The 21130-nt window shown below is 63.6% G+C and carries 24 protein-coding genes and 1 tRNA gene; 13 read left to right on the top strand and 12 right to left on the bottom strand.

All coding sequences use genetic code 11. The features are described 5' to 3' along the window. Positions 1-11: 11 nt before the first annotated feature. The 4 genes from ASF34_RS04945 to ASF34_RS04960 all read left to right on the top strand — a co-directional run bounded on the left by ASF34_RS04945 (position 12) and on the right by ASF34_RS04960 (position 3393). Positions 12-287 carry an SH3 domain-containing protein gene (locus tag ASF34_RS04945; RefSeq protein WP_056159279.1) on the top strand — a complete coding sequence of 92 codons (276 nt, stop codon included), beginning with the start codon at positions 12-14 and terminating at the stop codon, positions 285-287. Between the two features lie 209 nt (positions 288-496). Beyond that, complete coding sequence (locus tag ASF34_RS04950) at positions 497-1522, top strand: zinc-binding dehydrogenase (protein WP_056159282.1); 1026 nt, start codon at positions 497-499, stop codon at positions 1520-1522. Between the two features lie 97 nt (positions 1523-1619). Then, a complete protein-coding gene (locus tag ASF34_RS04955) occupies positions 1620-2624 on the top strand; it encodes a lipid A biosynthesis lauroyl acyltransferase (protein WP_056159285.1) in 1005 nt (334 codons plus the stop codon). A gap of 40 nt (positions 2625-2664) precedes the next feature. Then, complete coding sequence (locus ASF34_RS04960; protein WP_018044150.1) at positions 2665-3393, top strand: DUF1223 domain-containing protein; 729 nt, start codon at positions 2665-2667, stop codon at positions 3391-3393. Positions 3394-3421: 28 nt separating this feature from the next. Here ASF34_RS04960 and ASF34_RS04965 read toward each other — a convergent pair whose 3' ends face one another. From ASF34_RS04965 to ASF34_RS04975, 3 genes are all read right to left on the bottom strand, one after another. After that, positions 3422-4687, bottom strand: a complete 1266-nt coding sequence (locus ASF34_RS04965) for an aminopeptidase (RefSeq protein WP_056159288.1) — start codon at positions 4685-4687, stop codon at positions 3422-3424. A gap of 91 nt (positions 4688-4778) precedes the next feature. Continuing rightward, entirely contained in the window at positions 4779-5072 is a 294-nt protein-coding gene (locus ASF34_RS04970; RefSeq protein ID WP_026175995.1) for a DUF2218 domain-containing protein, read from the bottom strand. A gap of 315 nt (positions 5073-5387) precedes the next feature. Continuing rightward, positions 5388-6833: an FAD-binding oxidoreductase gene (locus tag ASF34_RS04975; protein ID WP_082494072.1), complete on the bottom strand. Its 1446-nt coding sequence runs from the start codon at positions 6831-6833 to the stop codon at positions 5388-5390. Positions 6834-7001: 168 nt separating this feature from the next. Between ASF34_RS04975 and ASF34_RS04980 the strand changes: the two genes are divergently transcribed. From ASF34_RS04980 to ASF34_RS22655, 5 genes are all read left to right on the top strand, one after another. Beyond that, on the top strand, positions 7002-7700 hold the full coding sequence (locus tag ASF34_RS04980) for a fumarylacetoacetate hydrolase family protein (protein WP_018044146.1): 699 nt from the start codon (positions 7002-7004) through the stop codon (positions 7698-7700). Then, complete coding sequence (locus ASF34_RS04985; RefSeq protein WP_200913207.1) at positions 7697-8176, top strand: NUDIX domain-containing protein; 480 nt, start codon at positions 7697-7699, stop codon at positions 8174-8176. The genes ASF34_RS04980 and ASF34_RS04985 overlap by 4 nt, the downstream gene beginning before the upstream one ends. Before the next feature lie 129 nt (positions 8177-8305). Continuing rightward, positions 8306-8380 (top strand) — tRNA-Gly (locus ASF34_RS04990). Between the two features lie 437 nt (positions 8381-8817). Continuing rightward, positions 8818-9072 (top strand): hypothetical protein, encoded by a 255-nt coding sequence (locus ASF34_RS04995; protein WP_018044143.1) that lies wholly within the window; start codon positions 8818-8820, stop codon positions 9070-9072. 230 nt (positions 9073-9302) lie between these two features. Beyond that, positions 9303-9575, top strand: coding sequence for a hypothetical protein (locus ASF34_RS22655; protein WP_156465626.1), 273 nt, complete (start codon positions 9303-9305; stop codon positions 9573-9575). A gap of 191 nt (positions 9576-9766) precedes the next feature. Here the strand turns inward: ASF34_RS22655 and ASF34_RS05005 are convergent, their stop codons facing one another. Beyond that, a complete protein-coding gene (locus ASF34_RS05005; RefSeq protein WP_056159294.1) occupies positions 9767-11581 on the bottom strand; it encodes an adenine deaminase in 1815 nt (604 codons plus the stop codon). A 329-nt stretch (positions 11582-11910) separates the two neighbouring features. On the opposite strand from ASF34_RS05005, the gene ASF34_RS05010 reads away from it, so the two are divergent. Continuing rightward, positions 11911-12168: a hypothetical protein gene (locus ASF34_RS05010; RefSeq protein ID WP_018044140.1), complete on the top strand. Its 258-nt coding sequence runs from the start codon at positions 11911-11913 to the stop codon at positions 12166-12168. A gap of 2 nt (positions 12169-12170) precedes the next feature. On the opposite strand, the gene ASF34_RS05015 is transcribed toward ASF34_RS05010, so the two are convergent. From ASF34_RS05015 to ASF34_RS05035, 5 genes are all read right to left on the bottom strand, one after another. Then, the gene (locus ASF34_RS05015) at positions 12171-12386 is read right to left on the bottom strand and encodes an alkylphosphonate utilization protein (protein WP_018044139.1); all 216 of its coding nucleotides are present in this window, start codon (positions 12384-12386) and stop codon (positions 12171-12173) included. A 3-nt stretch (positions 12387-12389) separates the two neighbouring features. Then, positions 12390-12605 (bottom strand): hypothetical protein, encoded by a 216-nt coding sequence (locus ASF34_RS05020; RefSeq protein ID WP_056159297.1) that lies wholly within the window; start codon positions 12603-12605, stop codon positions 12390-12392. A 128-nt stretch (positions 12606-12733) separates the two neighbouring features. Next, entirely contained in the window at positions 12734-13489 is a 756-nt protein-coding gene (locus tag ASF34_RS05025; protein ID WP_056143091.1) for an ABC transporter ATP-binding protein, read from the bottom strand. Continuing rightward, the gene (locus ASF34_RS05030) at positions 13489-14241 is read right to left on the bottom strand and encodes an ABC transporter permease (RefSeq protein ID WP_056159300.1); all 753 of its coding nucleotides are present in this window, start codon (positions 14239-14241) and stop codon (positions 13489-13491) included. The genes ASF34_RS05025 and ASF34_RS05030 overlap by 1 nt, the downstream gene beginning before the upstream one ends. A 4-nt stretch (positions 14242-14245) precedes the next feature. Further along, on the bottom strand, positions 14246-15274 hold the full coding sequence (locus tag ASF34_RS05035; protein WP_056159301.1) for an ABC transporter substrate-binding protein: 1029 nt from the start codon (positions 15272-15274) through the stop codon (positions 14246-14248). Positions 15275-15536: 262 nt separating this feature from the next. Here ASF34_RS05035 and ASF34_RS05040 point away from each other — a divergent pair, with 262 nt between their 5' ends. Both ASF34_RS05040 and ASF34_RS22055 read left to right on the top strand, forming a co-directional pair. Then, positions 15537-15938 (top strand): DUF3597 domain-containing protein, encoded by a 402-nt coding sequence (locus ASF34_RS05040; protein WP_018044134.1) that lies wholly within the window; start codon positions 15537-15539, stop codon positions 15936-15938. Positions 15939-16777: 839 nt separating this feature from the next. After that, positions 16778-18448, top strand: a complete 1671-nt coding sequence (locus ASF34_RS22055) for an AIPR family protein (protein ID WP_162240027.1) — start codon at positions 16778-16780, stop codon at positions 18446-18448. Positions 18449-18751: 303 nt separating this feature from the next. Here ASF34_RS22055 and ASF34_RS05050 read toward each other — a convergent pair whose 3' ends face one another. Beyond that, positions 18752-19894: a polyamine ABC transporter substrate-binding protein gene (locus tag ASF34_RS05050; protein WP_156465627.1), complete on the bottom strand. Its 1143-nt coding sequence runs from the start codon at positions 19892-19894 to the stop codon at positions 18752-18754. A gap of 26 nt (positions 19895-19920) precedes the next feature. Continuing rightward, complete coding sequence (locus tag ASF34_RS05055) at positions 19921-20283, bottom strand: RidA family protein (RefSeq protein ID WP_056159307.1); 363 nt, start codon at positions 20281-20283, stop codon at positions 19921-19923. 209 nt (positions 20284-20492) lie between these two features. On the opposite strand from ASF34_RS05055, the gene ASF34_RS05060 reads away from it, so the two are divergent. Then, entirely contained in the window at positions 20493-20756 is a 264-nt protein-coding gene (locus ASF34_RS05060) for a GlsB/YeaQ/YmgE family stress response membrane protein (RefSeq protein WP_056159309.1), read from the top strand. 108 nt (positions 20757-20864) lie between these two features. On the opposite strand, the gene ASF34_RS05065 is transcribed toward ASF34_RS05060, so the two are convergent. Further along, entirely contained in the window at positions 20865-21086 is a 222-nt protein-coding gene (locus tag ASF34_RS05065) for a YgaP family membrane protein (protein WP_018044130.1), read from the bottom strand. Positions 21087-21130 lie beyond the last annotated feature (44 nt).

Consider the following 21130-nt stretch of genomic DNA (forward strand, 5'->3'; position numbering starts at 1 on the left):
CGGATGATCCTATGCGCTTCCGCCTCATCCTCGCGCTGGCTCTGACAGCGGTTCCCGCCTTCGCCGAGACCGGCGCTTTCCGCGTCGACGGTCTTCCGCGCGGTGACGGGTTGAGCATCCGCGAGACCCCGGACGCCTCGGCGCCCGTGCTTGGCCAAGCGCCGGAAGGGGCGCGCCTGAGCGGCTTCGGCTGTACCAACGAGACGCCGAGCGGCCTCACATGGTGCCGGGTCAAGGCTGGCCCGATCCTCGGCTGGGCGCGGCGGCGCTACCTTGCGCCGGATTGAGCCGGGACGGCTTTCAGTCGATAAGGCCGCCTATCCATTCCAATCCCTCTTCCCCGAGGTGCGGATTTATTGCGGAGGCCTCTAAGGAGGGCTCCAGATGGCACATGGGCCCTGGAGCCCCCCTTCGAGGCCTGCTGATGCGGGCGCCTCAGGACGAGGTGGTGCGAAGGAGGCTCGGGGTCCGAAGCGCCTGACGAGAGACGAGACCGATGCAAGCCCTCCAACTCTTCGGTGACCGTGACCTTCGCCTCGGCGAGGTTGATCCGCCTGCCGCTCCCGGCCCGGGCGAGGTTCAGATCCGCGTGCGCGCCGTGGGCTTGAACTTCATCGATGTCTGGGGCTTTCGCGGCATGGCCTTCGCCAAGCGCAAGATGCCTCTGACGGTGGGGGCCGAAGCCTCGGGCGAGATCGTCTGCGTCGGCGAGGGCGTGACGGATCTCCGCGAGGGCGACCGCGTGGTGATGTACGGCGCGCAGACCTGCGGCCGCTGCAAGGCCTGCCGGGAAGGTCGCGACAACCTGTGTGAGGACGTCTCCGGCGTCATGGGCTTCCATATCGACGGGTTCGCGCGCGAGCGCGTCACCATGCAGGCCCGGCTCGTGGTAAAGGTGCCCGATGGGGTAAGCTTCACCGATGCAGCCTGTGCGCCGATCGCCTTCGGCACCGTTCAGCACATGCTGTTCGACAATGCCAAGCTCGAACCCGGCGAGAGCATCCTCGTCCATGCCGGTGGCTCGGGCATCGGCACCGCCGCGATCAAGATGGCCAAGGCTATCGGCTGCACCGTGTTCACGACGGTAGGCGACGACAGGAAAGGCGAGATGGCAAAAGCCCTCGGCGCCGATCACGTGATCAATTATCGGAACGAACGCTTCGAGGGTGAGGTTCGCCGCCTGACTAAGCGAAAGGGCGTCGATGTGGTGTTCGAGCATGTCGGTCCTGACACTTGGAACGGCTCGCTCCTTTGCCTCAAGCGAGGCGGCCGCCTCGTCACCTGCGGCTCCACCTCCGGCGTCTCCACCACTATGAACCTGATGCAGTTGTTCCAGCAGCAGTACCGCATCACCGGCTCCTTCGGGTGCTCCATGGCCAACATCCGCCAGTCCCTGGCGAAGATGGCGGACGGGATCACGCCGGTGGTGGACACGGTCCTCCCCCTCGGGGACTTTTCACAGGGGCTGGAACGCCTGGAATCGCGTAAGGTGTTCGGTAAGATCCTGGTGGCGATCGACTGACCTATCGTTGGGGCAAGCATGACTCGCATTCACCTCAGGCTGCCACTTCTCCAAAAAATGTTCTACACGAGCATGATAGCCACTCCCGGATAGTCTCGTGCTGCGTCTTGCCCTCGTCCTGAACCGCCATCTGCCCCGGATGGCGGGGATTGCCATGATTCCGCTGGTCCGCTGCCTGTTCTGGCTGGCGCGGATGCTGGGGACCGAGCGGGCGAGCCGGACTGGCGGGGCGATTGCGCGAAGGGTGGGGCCGTTCCTGCCGGCGAACCGTATCGCATTGGCGAATCTGCGTGCTGCTTACCCCGAGAAGAATGAGGCCGCGATCAGGGCGTTCGCGACCCAGGCTTGGGACAATCTCGGCCGGACGGGGGCGGAATACGCGCATCTCGCCACCCTGTTCGATATCGACCCCAACGATCCGGCGAGTCAGCGGATGACCGTTGCCGGCGCCGAACATTTCGAGGCCTTGCGCGACGACGGCAAGCCGGGGCTCATCTTCGCTGCCCACCTCGCCAATTGGGAATTGCCAGCGATCTGCGCCGCTCGCTACGGGCTTGAGGCTACGGCGATCTTTCGCCCCCCCAACGACATCGCCTCAGCCCGCCTCGTCGCCGAGGTGCGCCGCGAGACCATGGGCGGGTTGGCGGCAGCGGGGCAAGGCGCCGTATTTTCGATGCAGGGCGTCGTGGAACGCGGCGGCCATCTCGGCCAACTCATCGATCAGCATTTCACCCGCGGTGTGGTGGTGGAGTTCTTCGGCCGACCCGTTCTGGTAAACCCTTTGCTCGCCAAGCTCGCCAAGCATTACGAATGCCCCGTTCACGGGGTCCGCGTGGTGCGCAAGGACAATGCCCGCTTTCATCTCGAACTCACCCCACCCCTCGATCTGCCCCGTGATGCCAAAGGCGAGATCGACGTCCAGGGCGCGATGCAGGCGATGACCCGCGTGGTGGAGCAATGGATCCGGGACAATCCCGGCCAGTGGCTCTGGATGCACAGGCGCTGGCGCCCGAACATGCTGCCAAAACCCAAGGTTGCCCCGCCGACACAGTCGGACTCATCCACGGCCCATCGAGACAACGTGTCTTCCGTTCCAGGCTAAGGCGCTGTCACATAGGTATATGGGCCGATCCGCTTCACGCATGCGCCGCTCCGCGCCGAGCCTCCTCGCGCTGACCATTGTCCTGACGCACATGGTGGGTCCGGCTCGCGCCGAGCCGCCCCGCGCGGTGATCGAACTCTTCACCAGCCAAGGTTGCGGCGCCTGCCAGCAGGCCTCCCGGATGATGGGAGAGTACGCTCAGCAGCCCGACGTCATCGCCCTGACAATGCCGGTCACCTACTGGGACTATCTCGGCTGGAAGGACGAGTTCGCGATTCCGGCGTTCACCGAGCGCCAGCGCGCCTATGCTCTCAGCCACGGTGAGCGCCAGCTCTTTACGCCCCAGGCCATCATCAACGGCGAGCCGTCCCCGGTCCGGTCGGACCGGGCATTCCTGGACCGCAGCCTTCGTGCGGCACGACAATCGAGCGGCCTCATCGTATCGGTGAAGGCAACGGACCAGGGGGACCGTATCGCCATCGATATCGGCGCCGGACGCGGCACCGGCGAGGTCTGGCTGCTGCCAATCCTGCGCAGGCACCGGACCGCCGTCGCGCACGGCGAGAACAAGGGGCAGGTGGTGGATTACGTCAACGTGGTGCGCGGGATGCACAGGGTCGGAGCCTGGACGGGCCAAGCCACGCATTTCGAACTCCCGCGCACCCTCGTTCGCTCGGGCAATGCCGACGGTTACGTGGTCGTACTCCAGAGCGGGACGCTGGCCCATCCCGCTCGGATTCTCGGTGCCACGAAGGGTCCCGGCTTCTGAGCCACGGCCACTTCCCGCCTTCGGTGCCTCAGCCGATCCATTCCCCCGCGCGCATCACCGGTACCGCGCGCCCTTCGGCAGTAAGTCCGTCGACATCAATGTCGGCAGAGCCGATCATCCAGTCGATATGGATCAGGCTACGGTTTGCGCCACGTGCCGCGAGGTCGTCCTCACTGAAGCCTTCTCCACCATTGAGGAAACATTTGCTGTACGCCTGCCCCAGAGCAATGTGGCTTGCGGCGTTCTCGTCGTACAGGGTGTTGTAGAACAGCAGTCCGGACGCCGAAATGGCGGACGAGGCCGGCACCAGGGCGACCTCGCCGAGACGGCGGGAACCCTCGTCCGTTTCGAGCACCCGCGCGAGGACGTCGCTTCCCGTGCGAGCCGTCGCCTCGACGATACGCCCCTCTTCAAACCGAACCCGGATACCGTCGATCAACGTGCCCTGGTAAGACAGCGGCTTGGTGCTTGCCACATAGCCGTCCACCCGCAACTTGTGCGGCGTGGTGAACACCTCCTCGGTGGGAATATTGGCATTGCACAGGATGCCGCTGCGCGAGACGGATGCACCGCCGCACCATTCGTGATCGTCAGCGAGGCCGACGGTGAGGTCGGTATCCGGCCCTTGAAACCGCACAGCCGCGAAGCGATGCTGATTGAGGATTTTAGTGCGGGCGTGGAGAGCATCGTTATGCGCCTTCCACTGGCCCACCGGATCGTCTCCGTCGACCCGGGACGCGGCGAAAATCGCGTCCCACAGGCGTGCCAGCGCCTCGTCCTCCGGGCAATCCGGGAAGACGGTCCGCGCCCACGGGCGGGTCGCCGCCGAGACGATCGTCCAGTTGGTGGCGAAGTTGGCGATAAGCTCAAGGGCCGGCACATAGGCCTTCGAGCGCGAGCGATTGGCGCGGGCGACCTTCTGCGAATCCTGGCCGGCCAGCAAGGATGGATCATCTCCGGCGATCGCCAGCCTCGCGGCCCCGTTGCGGAAGGCTTCGGCCATACCGCCGTAGAGCCAGCCCGCCGCAGTATCGAACGCGTCGTCAGGCGCGTGAGCGAAACGAGCCAGGGTTGCGGTATCGTCGGAATAAAAGGTTGTCACCAGGGACGCGCCGGCCTTGTAGGCTTCGGTGGTAATCGCGCGGGCGAGGGGCGCGGCTTCGAGCGGCGCGGTCATCACCAATTCCTGGCCATGCTTCAGCCCGAGCCCAATTCGGACCGCCACCTCGGCGAGGCGGCCGATCCGCTCGTCGAAGGGGAGGGCGATCGTGTCAGCCCCAGTGCTCGTCGTCATCACCCTGTCTCCTCAGCCCCACCCCGCATAGGCTGCGGGGACGACGCTCAGCAAGATCGGAATTCGTGGCGGCGTTTCAAGCGCGAGGCGGTCAGGCCGCGCGCGACCAGGTGATTTCGCCGAGATTCTCGCGGAAGGCAAAACGCATGAGGTGGTCGGCCACCACGTTTTCGAGACGGGTCAGACCGGCCGGGTCGGGGGTCGCCACACGCATCAGCAGGGCGTCGGCTTCTGCCTGGAACGTGCAAATGCGATCCTCGCCGAACGGCACCGTACCGGCCGCATCCGTGGCCTCCACGGGGAACTTATGACTCCAATGGCGGCAAAGCTGCTTCAGGTAGCGGCTTGCCTCGGCAGTAGGAACTCTCGCCTGCGAGGTCGGCATCGTCTGGTCTCCTTCGGTCCCTGTAATTCAAGAGCACAGCCGGAAAATGGTTGTCGCCAGGCTGGGCAGGCCGTCATTGAGGGTACGATCCGCCTCTCATGAAGGGGCCTAGATCGTTAACGCCCCCATAAGACGCTGCAGCGCACTCAAGCAGCACTCTCACCGCGACAACGCTTTAAATCGGAATTCAAACCCGATTTATGGCGCATCGCGAGACGGATTGTGATCCTTTCTTGTGCGTCGCACAATGGGGTTGTGTAGAAGGCGGATGAGCGTTCGGTTCGCTCCTGAAAGGCAAGGTCATGGCCCCGAATCCTATTCGGGAGGAAGCGCCGGAGGTGGATTTGCCGACATTGCTACGATCTTCCCAGGGTTTAGGAGATCGTGCGGATCGAGGGCGAGCTTGAACCGACGCATCAGGTCCAGGCCCACTGGATCGCCGTAAAGGCCCAGTTCGTCGCGCTTGATCAGGCCGATGCCATGCTCGGCGGCGATGGACCCGCCCATATGATGCACAATGTCGTGAACGATCCTATTGAAGCGAGCCCAGTGCTTGAGGAAAGCGGCCTTCTCCATGCCGAGAGGCTGGCTGAGGTTGAAGTGGATGTTACCGTCGCCGAAATGCCCGAACGCGCAGACGCGCAGGCCCGGTATTTCGGCTTCGCAGGCTGCAATCGCCGTATCCAGGAAGTCGGCCAGACGCGAGAGCGGTACCGAGACGTCGTGCTTGATCGAACCGCCTTCGAGTGACTGAACGTCGGACAGGTTTTCGCGAAGCGCCCATAAGTTCGCGTTCTGCGTCTCGCTCAATCCGATGACGGCATCTTCAACAAGACCATCCTCAATCGAAGCGGCGAGGGCCGTCTCGAGGCCGCCCAAAGCCTCCGGCCCGGCGCGCGTCGTGGACATCTCGACGAGCGCGTAGGCAGCATGGTCGCCGGGCAGGGGGCGCAGAAACTCAGGCCTATGTTTCAGCACGATGTCGAGGCCGAAGCGCGGAATGTACTCGAATGCCGTGAGATCCTGACCGGCCGTCCGCTTCAACTTGTCGAACAGGGTCAGAGCCGCGTGTGGGGACGACAAGCCAGCGAAACCCACCGCCCGCGACGAGGGCTTGGGATAGAGTTTCAGCACCGCCGCGGTGATGATTCCCAGCGTCCCTTCCGATCCGACGAACAGGTGTTTCAGGTCGTAGCCCGCATTGTCCTTACGCAGTGCGCTCAGACCGTTCCAGACTCGGCCATCAGCCAGCACCACTTCGAGGCCGAGCACGAGATCGCGCGTGTTGCCGTAGGCGAGGACTCCGGTCCCGCCGGCATTGGTGGCGAGGTTCCCGCCGATCGTGCACGACCCTTCCGAAGGCAGTGAAAGGGGGAACAGCATTTCCTCCACGTCGGCCGCCGCCTGAACCTCGGCGAGCAGGGCGCCGGCTTCGACGGTAATGCTGGCGCTCAGGCGGTCGATGGCGCGAATGCGGGAGAGACGACACAGGGACAGGACGATCCCGCCCTGTGGCACGCCGCCCCCCACCAGCCCGGTATTGCCGCCCTGGGCAACGATTGCGATTCCAGCTTCGGCGCAGGCCGCGACGACGAAGGCGACCTCGCCGGTATCGGCCGGACGGACGACGGCGATTGCGCTCCCCCGGAAGAGGCCGCGCCATTCCACGAGATGAGGTGCGATGTCAGCGGGCGCCGTGAGGACATGCTTCTCCCCCAACCGACCGGCGAGACGAGAAAGGAATTCGGCGGAAGCGCTCACGGAAAGCTCGGGGCAGGAGATGAAGGGGCAACACGAGGGGTCAGGGCAGGACCGGCACGATGGCGGCGGGCGGCTCTCCTCCTATAATAATGATAGTGACCCCTCTTTGCAGGGCGCAGGGCTGCCCCGCAACCGATCCGAGCAAACCCATCAGGAGGCGCCAGACCGATGCTGTCCGTGATCCCGAACCCACCCCGCATTGCCCTGCCTATCGTCGGCAGCGAAGACTTCTTCCCCGTGCGCCGCGTCTATTGTGTGGGGCGCAACTACGCCGCTCATGCCCGCGAAATGGGAAAGGATCCCGAGCGCGAGCCGCCGTTCTTTTTCATGAAGCCGGCGGACGCGCTTCAGATCGTCCCGGGCTCGGAGGCGGTGGATCATCCCTATCCGCCGCGTACCGCTAATTACCATTTCGAGGTGGAACTCGTGGCCGCTCTCGGACGCGGCGGGCGGGACATTCCCGCGACTGAGGCGCTGGATCACGTCTACGGCTACGCCGTCGGCCTCGACATGACCCGCCGCGATGTTCAGGACGAAGCAAAGCGCCTTGCCCGCCCGTGGGACGTCGCAAAGTCAGCCGATGCCTCGGCCCCCATCGGACCGCTCCACCGGGTAGAAGGTGACGGGCATCCGATGCGCGGCGCCATCGTGCTCTCAGTGGACGACATTCCCCGTCAAGCCGGCGACCTGTCGGAGATGATCTGGTCCATTGCCGACCAGATCGCGCTCTTGTCCACCTATTTCGAGCTCCATCCCGGCGACCTGATCTTCACGGGCACGCCTTCGGGCGTCGGCGCGGTCGAGCGCGGACAGGCAATGGAGGCGGCCATCGAAGGCTTCGGCGCCATCCGCCTCATCGTCGTATGATCAGACCCCTCCTCGACCGACCGCTCTTCCAGTGGCTGTTCCAGTTCGGCGCCCTCGCGTCCCGGGGGATGACCCTCGGCGTGCGTGGCGTCGCCCTCGACACGCGGGGCCGCGTCTGCCTCGTGCGCCATACCTATGTGGCGGGATGGCACTTGCCCGGCGGTGGCGTCGAGATCGGCGAGAACGCCGTCGACGCCATGGTCCGGGAGTTACGGGAGGAGGCCGAGATCGTGGTGGAGGAAGCGGACACGATGCGCCTGCACGGATTTTTCCGCAGCACCGCTGCCACGGGCCGCGACCACATCGTCGTCTACGTCGCCCCAGCCTTCACGCTCCTCGGACCAAAGTTTCCCGACCGGGAGATCGCGCAATGCGACTTCTTCGCGCTCGACGCCCTGCCCGAAGGGACCACGCGGGCCACGTGCGAGCGCCTCGGCGAGATCGCCCAAGGGCGATCCCCGGCGGCCGCGTGGTGAGGAAGCGAGAAAGTCGCCCGCCGGCAAAAGAACCGCAAAACAGCCCTTGCCACGCCCGCCGTAATGTTGTTTAGAGACGCCGTCCGGGGCCGCCGGCGGGTCTTCTCCTTCAGCGGCACGGCATAGTGAGCGGGTGTAGCTCAGGGGTAGAGCACAACCTTGCCAAGGTTGGGGTCGAGGGTTCGAATCCCTTCGCCCGCTCCAATTCATCCAACCGACTTATAGTACTGCGACAGGCCGCCTTCGGGCGGCCTTCGTCGTTTTCGCCTTGTAACGCATCTCCTGGCAGACGGTTATGATGCATCGGCTTCCCGCACATCGCTTCATCCGGTGGCGACCTTCCAGACCTGTCGATGAACCAATGCGGCCCTCTGCATGTTGAGTGAACGACAGCAAGGGAAAAAACGTATGACATCAACGTGGATGACCCTCGAAGAACTCGCCTTGAACCGCCGGATTACGGTGGATGAGGCTCTCCGAATCGTGAACGAGGCCCATTGCCCCAAAGTGTTTCGCGCGTCGACGACTCTCTATCTGGTTTGAGGGTCATACGGGCATGTTTGGGTTTCGTTAACGATTTTTACCTTCTATGCCCGTCCCGGCCCTGAACCAATGAATCCAGACCGAAGGAATACGACGCAATGAAATCATTCCGGATTGCCGCCCTCACGGCATTCGTAGCCTGCGCCGGCTTCGCCTCCGCATCCCAGGCTGCACCCATATCGCTCGGCAAGGTGGATATCGCTCCGTCGGGCGCCGTGGAACATGTGCAGTATGGCTACGGCTATGGCTATGGTCACAGCGCCCGCTATTTGCGTCGCAAAGCCATCCGGCAGGAAATCCGTCGCGAGCGTCGTTGGGACGCCCGCCGCCGTGCTTGGCGCTACGGTTATTGAGCGTTACGCCATCGTCATGATTTGAATGAATTTAACGAAACAGCTCGGCGCCATCATTTGGCGCCGCGCTGTTTCGCTACGCGGGTCTCTGCTGCTCAGCATTCGTACGGGATCGAGCGGGAATGCAGACCCGTATCCGGGTGATCTCAGAACCAGCGTTTCCGCCCCGGCCTTGTTGGATCATATTAATACCTGGCAGGGTCTATCTCGTGATGAGATGCCCCCAGTTCATGGGATTTACCCTTGATACCGGACGCCAAGCGGGTTCATCATGGCTGCTTGAAAGCCTCCAGACAGAGCTCTCGTTAAAGCGCTTGCCCGCCGGTCTGACGCATGGGATCGCAGATTTTCGCCGAAACCTTATCGAGATGCTCGCAGGCATTCTTCAGGTACCAGGTTTTCAGATCCGGCTGGGTTGGTGCGACGAACATAGCCACGAGGACGAAGCCGACGAAGCCGAGGACGACGAGCGTCAGAAGATTCCGCATCAACTCACTCCATAAAAAGGCGTTCTCTCCCGCTATTGGAGCAATAGCCCTTGGAAGATAACGCGAAACGGCCAGCCAATCGCCTCAACGGACAATTCGGCTGACCGGTTCGATAACACTACGGCTTGCAAAAGCCGACATGGGAAAGGCTGTTGAGACCTGATTCATCAACGATCTTTGAAGTGCATCGGTTCCCAATAGGAGTTTTAGGCCTCTACGGGTTCGAATAGCGGCACAATCTCCATGGCTGGGACCAATACGATGCCCTTGTCGGTGATCCGAATTTCCGGAATGACCGAGAGGGGGATCAGGTTGAACCCCATATAGGGAATCGTGCACCCGGCCCGCTTCCAGGCCTTCTTCAGCAGTCGGACTTCCTCGGCGACGATACCGACGCGCTTGTCCGAGAGAAGTCCCGCCACTGGCAGCGGAACCATGGCGGTCACCTGGCCATCCTCGACGACGCAGACGCCCCCTTGGATCGCCGACAACGCATCAATGGCGACGCGCATATCCTCCGCGTTCAGCCCCGCGACGATCACGTTGTGCGAGTCGTGGCCGACACTGCTCGCGACGGCGCCAAGCTTCAGCCCGAAGGCACGCAGCAATCCGTGCGCGACGTTGCCGGCTCCGCCATGGCGCTCGATGACGGTGACGAAGCACAGATCGTTGTCCCGCAGGGTCGTCGGCCAATCCGAAGCAGGCGTCAGGTCGTACCGCTCATGGGTCAGTTCGATTCCGGGAAGCGTGGTGCGGATGGCGTTGACGACACAGCGGCCTTTGGGGAGCACCGGGACCAGGCCTGGCAGGGGCAGTGGCAGATGCATCGTCGCATAGGCCGGTGCAGGGTATTGGTAGGGACGCGAGAGCGCCGCATCGAGGAGAGGCGTGATCGTGCGATTCTCGACCACGCAACGGCCACCGTACCAAGTGGTCTGCGGAATGAAATCGTCGTCGAGGAGTACGAGATCGGCCCGGCGACCGCCACCGAAGCCACCGATCTCGCTATCGAGCCCATACCGGGTCGCCGGATGCAGCGAGCCCATCGACCACGCCTGTTCGCGGGGAATACCCATGCGGATGGCCTCTCGCACCACCCAATCGAGACCGTAGGCGAGGAGATCCTGGGCGTCCCGGTCGTCGGTACAGACGCAGACCCGCTTGGCCGAGGCCCCCAGTTCGATGATCGTGCCGATGGCCTTGGGCAGGCTGTGCCAGGGCGTGGTCGGCGGGCCTCCGCGCAGGTAGATCCACAATCCCGCTTCCAGCAAGTCGTCGGCAATGTCCCGGTCGATGGCCTCGTGGGTGTCGGTGACGCCGCTGGCGGCATAGGCGCCGACAAAGCCGCGTCCGTAGATGTGACCGGAGACCGGTCGCCCACGCTGCAGTGCAGCCGCGATGATGGCATGAGCCCGCTCGTCGCCCTCGGCCACGGCGACGAAATCCATCTTCTCGCCGAGGCCGATCGCCTCCGGCCACGCATCGAACAGGGCGCCAATCTTCTCCGCCGTGAGGTCGCCGCCGGCGGTCTCGAGTTCCGGCGAGGTGGCCGGAACCGTGCTCGGAACCGTCAGGTAGATATTGAGCGGCGCCGCGCGGGCATCCTCCAGCATCCAGGCGATCCCGTCCGTGTCGAGGACGTTGCCGATCTCGTGGCTGTCGCAGACGATCGTCGTTGTGCCATTGAGGAGCGCAGCCTCGGCATAGGCACAGGCCGTCACCATGCTGCTCTCGATGTGCAGATGGGGATCGACCAGGCCGGGAGCCAGAATGCCGCCGCCGGCCTCATAGCGTGGCGCTCCGCCCCTGTAGGCTCCCGCCGTCTTCACGGCGGCGATGCGCCCGCCGGTGATCCAGACCTCGCTGTCGGGCCGCATCCGCTCGGAATAGGTGGACAAGATGCGCGCGCCGGTGATGACCAGATCCGGCTCGGCCCGTCCGCCTGCGACACTGGCGAGCTGGCGGGTCATCCGGCTCAAGGGAGCGACGGAGAAGCGTGTCAGCGGTGTCGGATCGGTCATCGTGCAATCGGCTCCTCGCCTCGCCCGGCCCCCCTGCCCGACGGGGCGGGTCACAGCGGGCGATCCGCACGCATCATGCCACAGGTCGGTCCATTAGGTCGGCCCATGCGGGAGGCTGCCTTGCGCCGCACCATGCCGGAGGGGATACAGGTTGCCTTAACGTCGGGACGGGACCATGTAGCGCCTGAGCCCGGTCGCGACCCTTCCGATCGATCGGCGACGGCGAAGAAGGCAGGGTGTCGGCGGGACCACGGGGTCGATTGCCAGACATCTGCCTTGAGAGCCGTCGACCGGGCACCCTCCCGGTTTTCATCGTCCGAGCATCCGTCATGGCCAAGCGTACCAAGTCGAAACCGCAGGAGCGTGGCTCCGTCCTGTTCGATGTCCTCTACGAGGACGAGTCCCGCGCTTCGAACCGGCGGGTTCCCATGGAGATCCTCGGAGGCCTCGACGGCGACGAGCCGGCCCGGCACCTCATCGAGGAGCAGGACCGCGCCATCGCCGAGAAGTCCGGCCGCCCCTCCCGTGCCATCCGCAGCCTGAGCCGCTCGCCGATCCGCGCACCGAGTGCCGTCTCCGGCGACTGATCTCAGGCCTTCTTGAGGAACTGGGTCTTCAGGACGAGCCCCTTCACCTTCTCGGCGTTGCACTCGATCTCCTCGGGATCGTCCGTGAGCCGAATGTTCTTGACAAGCGTTCCCCGCTTCAAGGTGGTCGAGGTTCCTTTCACCTTGAGGTCTTTGACCAGGGTGACGGAATCGCCGTCCGCCAGCTTCGTGCCATTGGCGTCCTTGGTGTCGGCCATGGCTCAGGCGTCCGCGTCGGAGATCGGCGGCATGTACGGCTGACAGGCATTGGTTAGCGCCCGGTCGACCGCCTCGATCGCCAGCAGGATGCGCATGAAATCCTCCGCCGCGGAGGCGGCGGCGAGTTCGCTCGAGCCGATCCGCTTGGCGAGCGCGCTGCGCTGCCGCGAGAGGCTGGCGCGGGCGCGGTTGAGGTCTGCAATCTCGTCGGGCGTCATGGTGGGGTCTCTCTGCCGATCGACCGTCCAGGCGGTCTCGGGTGGGGAGCGATGCAGTCTTTATCGGCGGGATGCAATGGCGCGTCCCCCCGGAGAACGCCTCGCCGACGCCTCGCCTGCGTAGAGGGTCACAATTCCGCCGACCGCCCCGACAGCTCCGCCCGGAGCTGTCGGGCCGCGTCGGTGAGGGCCGTATCCCGGCGCAGGCGCGGGCGGGGAACGTCGATCGTCATGTCGGCGGCGACCCGTCCGGGACTGCCCGCGAGCACCACCACGCGGTCGGCGAGGGTCACGGCCTCGTCGATATCGTGGGTGACGAACAGGATGGTCTTGCCCGTCGTCGCCTGGATGCGCTGCAACTCGTCCTGCAGGCCCTCGCGGGTGAAGCTGTCCAGCGCCGAGAAGGGTTCGTCCATGAGGAGCACGTCCGGATCGACGGCCAGCGCGCGCGCGATGGCGACGCGCTGGCGTTGCCCACCCGAGAGCTGGTGCGGCCAGCGCTGGCCGAGGTCGCCGAGGCCGACGAGAGCGAGCATCTCCTGCGCCTTGGCCAGGCGCTGAGCCTTCGACAGGCCGCTGCCCTCGAGACCGAAGGCGACGTTGGCGATCACCCGGCGCCAGGGGAGCAGGCGGGCGTCCTGGAACACCAGCGCCATCGGCGTGCGGCAGCCCTCGCGAGTGGCGAGGCGTACTGTCCCACCGCTGGGCTCGGCGAGGCCGATCAGCACCCGCAGGACCGTGGATTTGCCGACGCCGGATTCGCCCACGATGACCACGAACTCCCCGCGCGCGATGGAGAGGTCGAGCTCCGACAGGATGACGTTGCGGATGCCGTCGCGCTCGTAAGCGAGGCTGAGGCCGCGTATGTCGATGATCGGGTCCATCAGGCGCGCCACCGCAGGAGCCAGCCCTGGAGGGCGACGAAGCCGGTATCGAACAGGCCGTAGAGCCCGGCCATGGTGAGCATGTAGACGACCACGATGTCGGTGGAGAGGAGGCTGGAGGCCTGCATCATGCGGGCGCCTACGCCGGGCACGCCGAAGATCTCGGCGGCGACCACAGCCATCCAGGCCTGGCCCAGCGCCGTGCGCAGGCCGACGAGGATGCCCGGCGTGGCGGCCGGCAGCAGGATCTTGGTGAGACGCGCCAGGGGCGAGCGGAAGCCGAAGGCCTGGGCGACCTCCACGAGGTCCCGGTCGACCCCGCGCACCGCGCCCTGGGTGGCAAAGAACACGATCCAGAACACGCCGATGGCGATGATGAACACGGCGGCCGAGGGCTGGACCCCGAACCAGATGATGGCGAAGGGCACCCAGGCGAGGCCGGGAATGGGCCGCAGCAGGCGCACGACCCAGGCGGTGAGCGCCTCGAAGCCGCGGAACATCCCCACGACGATGCCCAGCGCAATGCCGGCCCCGGCGCCGACGGCGAGGCCGACGAGGTAGTGGCTCAGGCTCGACCACACCGCCTCGCCCCACACCCCGAGGCGGATCTCGTTGAGGAAGGCGGCGGGGATCGTGCTCGGCGGCGGCAGGAAGGCCGGGTTGATCAGCCCGAGCCGAGGCATCGCCTCCCAGAACAGGAGGAAGGCGACGAGTCCGAGAGCCGCGAGGGCGGGTGCGCGAAGGGACTTCATCCGATCAGGGCGCGATGGCCTTCTCGTAGTAGCGGGCGTCGAACAGCCCATCGAGGGGCACGTCCTTCTCCAGGGCGCCGATGGAGACCTGATAGGCCTGCATCGCCTTGGTGGCGACGATGATGGCGCGCGGATCGACGGTGAACTTCGCCGCCGGGGAGGTGAGGGCCTTCTGGATGGTGGCGAGATCGACGATGCCCTTGCCGAGGGCGGCGAGCACGTGGGGCGCGGCCTTGGCGGAGTCGGATTTCAGCAGGGTGTCGGCGCGGATGAGGGAGCGCACCAGGGATTCCACGGCACCGGGGTTCCGGTCGGCATAGGCGCCGTAGACGCCCACCACCGTGCCCGGCTGGTCAGGGAACATCTCGGCCCCGTTGGCGATCAGCGTGATCGCGGGGTTGCGGCCCTGGACGATGGTGAGGGCCGGCTCGCGGATCGAGGCGCCGTCCACGGCGCCGGCGAGGATCGCCTGCTGCGTGGCGTCGATGCCCATGGACACCACCTCGGCATTGGCCTTGTCGGCCTTGGCCACCTGCCACAGCCAATGCTGCAGGGTGGTGTTGGGCACCGAGCCCAGGGGCTGGGTGGCGAGCCGGGCGGGGCGGCCTTCCTTGGCCTTGAACTGCGCGAAGGCCTCGGCCTTGCTGGCGCCGCTGGCGAAGAACGGGGCGAGCTTCGGCCCGGCCACGAACACCATCTCCTCCACCGCCGTGGAGGCGACCACGCGGACGTCGATGTTCTTGGTCCGCGCCACGGCGAGCGGCGCCACCCCGGCGACGTAGACGTCGATGGTGCCGGATGCCAGCGCCTGGATCATGTTCGGGCCGGATTCGAAGGTGGTGAAGGTGGGAGCGAGGCCCGCCTCCTTGAGCCAGCCTTCGCCGTTGGCCACGAAGATCGGCGAGGCGCCGATGACCGGGATGACGCCGATCCGCATGGGAATCGGCGCGGTCTGCGCCTGGGCGGGGGCGGCGAGGACGAGCCCGACGAAGGCCGTCAGGAGCGTCGCGAGGACGGGGAGGGGAGAGCGCATCGGGAGATCCGGATTCCGGAGCGAAGGGTGGCCCGGCAAGGAGCCTCGAGCCCGGCCATGCCACAGGCCGCGCATTCTTCAAACACCCGTGAGCGAAAGAACGGCTTGCGTTCCGCAATCGGGGAGGGCGTTCCCCGCTCACGCTTCGCCGCGCGGTCTTTATTCCCCTTCGCCGATCCGGAACGGGCGCGGCCCGATTCCGTTGTGAGCAGGAGACCGGCCGCACATTGTCGCGGCCGGCCAACGACAAGGACACAACGCCATGAGCTTTCTCGGCAGCATCGTCAGCAAGATCCTGCACCCGTTCGGTGGCGGAAGCACCAGCGCGGAGGCCGCCCCCGCCGACGCACCGGCCGGCACGGCCACGACCGACACGAGCGGCGCCGCTGCGGCGAAGCCCGGCGAGCCGGTGGACGTGGAAGCCGTGCTGAACGGCATGGCCGCGAAGAACTCCCAGACCCTCAACTGGCGCACCTCCATCGTCGACCTGATGAAGCTCCTCGACATCGATTCGAGCCTCAGCGCCCGCAAGTCGCTCGCCGACGAGCTGCACTACACCGGCGACAAGGAAGACTCGGCCACGATGAACGTCTGGCTGCACAAGCAGGTCATCAAGAAGCTCGAGGAGAACGGCGGCAAGGTGCCGGCCGACCTGAAGGATTGATCCACTCCAAACCCTCCCCCCTCTGCGGGGGAGGGTGCCTGCGGAGCAGGCGGGAGAGGGGGCGACGCTTCCGGATAGGGCGCTCCCCTCATCCGACCCGCTTCGCGGGCCACCTTCTCCCGCAGAGGGGAGAAGGACACGTGCACCACCGGCTCTCCACACACCTTCACCCCCGCGCGCGACAGCGCCGGGGGCATGGCCCAAAAGAAGCCCCAAAAGGGGGACGCGGGACGCCGCGAAACCCATTGAGCGCTAGAATTGTTTGCCGGTCCCCCGGCGTCCCGTCAGGCTCCGGCGTTCCCGCCGGGGCCTGTTTTTTCGTCGCGGTGTCTCCAGCGGTCCTCGCGTTGCGTCGCGCTCTGGTGGTGGTCGTTCGATCCCATCCCGGCTGTTCGAACGGACTTTGCCCCGCACGCCCTCTCGTATTGGAGGGGTCGCAATCCTTGTCATGGGAGCCCAGACCGAGGTCGATGCCGGGGCATTTAACTCCCAGTTCCTCGCCCCGATCCGAGCCTCCAGCCTTGGCGAGCCGCCGCCCGGGGCGATGGTGACCGACACCACCGACGCGGGCACCGCCCCGCCGCCCCTCCGGTCCACCCGGTCGGTCACCGGACAGGCCCCCTTCGCTGGGCGGCAGGTGTGGGGATATAGGCATGAAATAGGAATTTTGTCAAGACACTTTGAATAAATTGGCGATTATGCATTCCGCACAAAAGGCGGTCACCATGAGCAGGACCGGCCGTTGCAGCGAGCATTTAACGCCTGATCTGGCGCCTTGCCGGCCAAGGTACCCGCATGACACGATAGGGGACTTCCGAGATGCATCTGCGAGCAAGAGAATGGCGATCAGTGTTGATTATCCCGAATTGCTCGACAATTTCCCCGAGTACCTGAGTCCAATTCGCTCTGCGAGCGCAGCATTTCTGATTTGGTATCTAGAGCAGTATTACCGGCTCGAACAAGTAGAGGCTGAAGACGCCGTTTGCGATCAGGGCGGTGATAAGGGCGTGGATGGGATTTTTATCAATGATAGCAATCTAACGATAACTGTATTTCAGTCGAAAATATCCCATAAAACGAATTCTACGGTAGGCGATGCAACGCTGCGCGGATTTCTCGGCACTTTGCAGCAGTTCAAATCAGCCGAAGCAGTTACTCATCTTATGGAAAATGCTGGTAACGCCCAGATCGTACAGCTAATAAAGCGCTCTGACTTACTGTCAAAAATTGGCACTTATGAGCTGCGCGGTGAGTTTGTTACAAATATTGATCTTGACCACAATGGGTCGTCCTTCCTAAAACACTATGGGAACGATATAAAATTCATTGGTAGACAATTCTTGATCGACAATCATATTTCCGATGAAAGAAATCTTCCAAAACAAAAGCCCGCAACATTTGATGTCTACGGAATTGGCGTAGCTGAGCATGTCGCGGGTGGCGATGTGCGAGCTATTATTGCTCCGATTAGAGCTAGAGAATTAGTTCTAATGGATGGAATTAGCGATCAATCCCTATTCGCTTACAATGTACGCGGGCCGCTTGGACGAACTAGTGTAAATAAAGACGTGGTTGCTACAATTAACGACAGTGATAAGCATAAATTGTTCCCGCTTTTCCATAATGGCATAACCGTCATAGCTCAATCGGTTAAGCAGGCGCCCGACAAGATTGAAATTAGCGGCTACTACGTCGTCAATGGCTGCCAAAGCATCACTTCGCTTTATAATAACAAAGAAGCTATAACCGACGACCTAAAGTTGCTTACGAAGTTTATAGAAATGGACCCGAGCTCGCCTACGGCGACTCTGATTACAGAATATTCAAACAACCAAAATGGAGTTAGATCAAGGGATTTTAAGTCAAACAATAAGATTCAGATCCGCCTTCGCACTGAATTTGCCCAACACTACGATGGTGTTTATAGCTATGAAATAAAGCGAGGGGAAACACCATCTGAGGGTGAATCGATACCCAATGAAGAAGCCGGCTTATATATGATGGCCTTCGATCAGAAGGAGCCGTGGGGAACACATAGGAAGTATGAAGTTTTTGAGGATAGGCACGCTGCGCTATTTGGAAGGCCTGAAGTTAGCGCCGACCGTATCGTAATGCTAAGGCTGATTGATAATGAGATTGTCAATAAACTTGTCCTATTTAGACAAGGCCTCATAGCTAAGTACAAACTTACACGATACATGATTATGTACATATTCAGAGAGCTTCTGAATGATGACAAAAAATTCAATGAAATAATAAACAACCCAGAAAAATTCATGCGCGACGCCGGACTGCGAAAGCGGTTTTGCGAATGCATTGGTGGATTCATTGGGGATATTATTGTCGATATCGACGTCGAAAGCCGAAGGTTCGGCACCGATTTCGATTATCGTGGAAAAGTAAAAGACGCAGAATGGGTGAAGTCTTTAGCGAGCAGCATACAGAAAGACTATGAAAAAAATGTAATACGCGGGCGACAGAACACATTTGAAATGGAATGGAACAAATAAAATGGATAATCGCGATAACAATAATCTTTCAGAGGTAGCAATCGCAGATTGTGGCTGAAGCCGCCGCCCTTCTTGGCGCCGCCGGCTTCCCGCCAACGAAAGTCTCGTCGGCCTCCCCAAAACCACCGCCAACGCCCATCAGGGGTTCGGGCGAAACGGTATCGGACATTGCTTCGCGGATGCGGTGAGCCAAGAACTAAGCAGTCCGGCATGAACCAAGGCCGAGCGTGCGGTTAAGCTGAGCGGCTGATACGCCTTTATTGCTGTACGCCATAAGGACACAGCAACGTCATAAATGAGACATCACCGCCCCGTCCGCACCCGCGTCCAATTCCGCGTCACGAACCGCTGGGTCCGGTCATCCCAGGCCTGGTTGGTGAACAACCGCTGCATCGTCGCCTCGTCCGGGTAGATGCCGGCATTCGAAAGAATCTCCGGCTTCACCAGGGGTTTGGCGGCGATGTTGCCATTGGCGTAGGAAACGAAGTTGGTGTTGGCGGCGGCGACCTCGGGGCGCATCAGGTAGTCGATGAAGCGGTGGGCCTCCTCCGGGTGGGGGGCGTCCTTGGGGATGGCGAGGGCGTCGAACCACATCAGCGCGCCTTCCTTCGGGATGAAATAGGCGATCTCGACGCCGTTCTTCGATTCCTCGGCGCGTTTCCTGGCCTGCATCACGTCGCCGGAATAGCCCACCGCGAGGCAGAGATCGCCGTTGGCGAGCCCGTTGATGTATTCCGAGGAGTGGAATTTTCGCACCGAGCCGCGCACCTTGAACAGGGCGTCGGTGACCTGGGAGATGTCGTCCCAGCGCTTGGTGTCGGGCTTCAAGCCGTAGGCCGGCAGCATGCTCGGGATCAGGTCCTCGGGGCTGTCGAGCATCATCACCCCGCAATCCTTGAGCTTGGCCATCAGCGAGGGATTGAGCACCAGGGTCCAGGTGTTGAGGGGCTGGTTGGGGCCGAGGCGCTCGCGCACCGGGCCGAGATTCACGCCGATGCCGGTGGTGCCCCACATGTAGTCCACCGCATAGGCGTTGCCGGGATCGTAGACCGAAAGACGCTGAGCGATCTCGGGCCAGGCGTGTTTGAGGTTGGGGATCTTGGCCTTGTCGAGGGGGCGGAACACGCCCGCCTTGATCAGCCGCTGCAGAAACGGGCCGGTGGGCACTACGAGATCGTAGCCGGACTGGCCGGCCAGCAGCTTCGTCTCCAGGATCTCGTTGTTGTCGTAGGTGTCGTACACGACCTTGATGCCGGTCTCCTTGGTGAAGGCGTCCAGCATCCTGGGGTCGATATAGTCCGACCAATTGTAGATGTTGACCACGCGCTCGGGGCCTTTCTGCTCCTCAGCCTGCGCCGAGTTGAGGAAGGCGAAGGCCAGGAACAGCGACCCGGCGAGGCTGAGCGCCAGCGCGATCAGGAGGATGACGAAAACGATCCGGCGCATCGGCTGGCTCCTCGCGTGTCGGTGCGTCAGGCGGTGCGTTTGGCCGCGACGACGACGATCTCCACGAGGTATTCGGGTGCGGCGAGCTTGGCCTCCACCGTGGCGCGGGCGGGCGGGTTCTCCTTCGAGACCCAGGCGTCCCAGGCGGCGTTCATCTCGGCGAAGGTGGCGATGTCGGCCAGATAGATCGTGGTCGAGAGGATGCGGCTCTTGTCGCTGCCGGCCTGGGCGAGCAGCCGGTCGATCTCGGCGAGGATCTCCTGCGTCTGCGCGGTGACGCCGACCCCCACCACCGTGCCGGCCACCTGACCCGCGAGGTAGACCATGTCGCCATAGGTGACCGCCTGGCTCATGCGGGCGCCGGATTCGAAACGGGTGATCGTGGTCATGCGGGGATACTCGACAATGGGGGGAGGGTGCCCCCGCGTTGTGCCGTGCGGGAGGGTCGCCCGTAAAGGGGTAGGGGGACGCGCCCCCTCGGGGAATGAGACATTCTCGCCACGCCGGGCGCAACCCATCCCGCGGTGCGGCGTTGCTTGACCAATACGGCCAAGTCCGGCGGGGACAATCCCGGCCGCCGCGTATCGGGAATCAGCTCATGGGTATCATCTGGACCATCATCATCGGCTTCCTCGCCGGTGTCGTCGCCAAGTTCATCATGCCGGGCGACAAGGAGCCCGCGGGCTTCATCCTCACCACCATCCTCGGCATCGTCGGCGCCTTCGTCGCAACCTTCCTCGGCCAGGCCCTCGGCTGGTACGCCCCGAACCAGGGCGCGGGCTTCATCGGCGCGGTGGTCGGCGCCATCGTGGTGCTCGCCATCTACGGCTTCATCGCCAGCCGCCGCACCACCACCCTCTGAGGCTTATGGGGTGCGGGTCGTGTGACCCGCGCCGGAGATTGGCAAGACATAAAGGGGCGCCCCATCGGAGCGCCCCTTTTTCGTGTCTTGGCTTCAGGAGATTTGGGTTCAGGAGATGTAGCCGGCCGACTTGACCGGGCAATGGCCGGTGGCACCGCGAATGGCAAGGCCGGCACCGACCACGAGGGCGGCGAGGCTCAGCCACTTGTTCGGCCGGGGCTGGGCGGCGGCGGCCGCGATGCCGAGGCCGAGCACCACGGATACCGCCCGCTCGGTGGTGGACAGGTTCGCTTCGCCCTCGAAGATGCTCGGAATCATCGGATCTGCCATGGTGGAGTCTACTCCTCGTGTTGCGTCGCGGGGCGAACGCGGCG

Source organism: Methylobacterium sp. Leaf106, assembly GCF_001422895.1.
In the GTDB taxonomy this organism is placed as follows: domain Bacteria; phylum Pseudomonadota; class Alphaproteobacteria; order Rhizobiales; family Beijerinckiaceae; genus Methylobacterium; species Methylobacterium bullatum.

Coding starts and splice junctions, on each gene's coding strand:
- ASF34_RS05005 (WP_056159294.1), bottom strand. CDS start 11,581: ATGACCGATCCGACACCGCTGACACGCTTCTCCGTCGCTCCCTTGAGC.
- ASF34_RS05015 (WP_018044139.1), bottom strand. CDS start 12,386: ATGGCCGACACCAAGGACGCCAATGGCACGAAGCTGGCGGACGGCGAT.
- ASF34_RS04970 (WP_026175995.1), bottom strand. CDS start 5,072: ATGCCGACCTCGCAGGCGAGAGTTCCTACTGCCGAGGCAAGCCGCTAC.
- ASF34_RS04950 (WP_056159282.1), top strand. CDS start 497: ATGCAAGCCCTCCAACTCTTCGGTGACCGTGACCTTCGCCTCGGCGAG.
- ASF34_RS05055 (WP_056159307.1), bottom strand. CDS start 20,283: ATGACCACGATCACCCGTTTCGAATCCGGCGCCCGCATGAGCCAGGCG.
- ASF34_RS04985 (WP_200913207.1), top strand. CDS start 7,697: ATGATCAGACCCCTCCTCGACCGACCGCTCTTCCAGTGGCTGTTCCAG.
- ASF34_RS05025 (WP_056143091.1), bottom strand. CDS start 13,489: ATGGACCCGATCATCGACATACGCGGCCTCAGCCTCGCTTACGAGCGC.
- ASF34_RS05010 (WP_018044140.1), top strand. CDS start 11,911: ATGGCCAAGCGTACCAAGTCGAAACCGCAGGAGCGTGGCTCCGTCCTG.
- ASF34_RS22055 (WP_162240027.1), top strand. CDS start 16,778: ATGGCGATCAGTGTTGATTATCCCGAATTGCTCGACAATTTCCCCGAG.
- ASF34_RS04945 (WP_056159279.1), top strand. CDS start 12: ATGCGCTTCCGCCTCATCCTCGCGCTGGCTCTGACAGCGGTTCCCGCC.
- ASF34_RS04965 (WP_056159288.1), bottom strand. CDS start 4,687: ATGACGACGAGCACTGGGGCTGACACGATCGCCCTCCCCTTCGACGAG.
- ASF34_RS05035 (WP_056159301.1), bottom strand. CDS start 15,274: ATGCGCTCTCCCCTCCCCGTCCTCGCGACGCTCCTGACGGCCTTCGTC.
- ASF34_RS05040 (WP_018044134.1), top strand. CDS start 15,537: ATGAGCTTTCTCGGCAGCATCGTCAGCAAGATCCTGCACCCGTTCGGT.
- ASF34_RS04960 (WP_018044150.1), top strand. CDS start 2,665: ATGCGCCGCTCCGCGCCGAGCCTCCTCGCGCTGACCATTGTCCTGACG.
- ASF34_RS05060 (WP_056159309.1), top strand. CDS start 20,493: ATGGGTATCATCTGGACCATCATCATCGGCTTCCTCGCCGGTGTCGTC.
- ASF34_RS04995 (WP_018044143.1), top strand. CDS start 8,818: ATGAAATCATTCCGGATTGCCGCCCTCACGGCATTCGTAGCCTGCGCC.
- ASF34_RS22655 (WP_156465626.1), top strand. CDS start 9,303: ATGGGATTTACCCTTGATACCGGACGCCAAGCGGGTTCATCATGGCTG.
- ASF34_RS05030 (WP_056159300.1), bottom strand. CDS start 14,241: ATGAAGTCCCTTCGCGCACCCGCCCTCGCGGCTCTCGGACTCGTCGCC.
- ASF34_RS04980 (WP_018044146.1), top strand. CDS start 7,002: ATGCTGTCCGTGATCCCGAACCCACCCCGCATTGCCCTGCCTATCGTC.
- ASF34_RS05065 (WP_018044130.1), bottom strand. CDS start 21,086: ATGGCAGATCCGATGATTCCGAGCATCTTCGAGGGCGAAGCGAACCTG.
- ASF34_RS05020 (WP_056159297.1), bottom strand. CDS start 12,605: ATGACGCCCGACGAGATTGCAGACCTCAACCGCGCCCGCGCCAGCCTC.
- ASF34_RS05050 (WP_156465627.1), bottom strand. CDS start 19,894: ATGCGCCGGATCGTTTTCGTCATCCTCCTGATCGCGCTGGCGCTCAGC.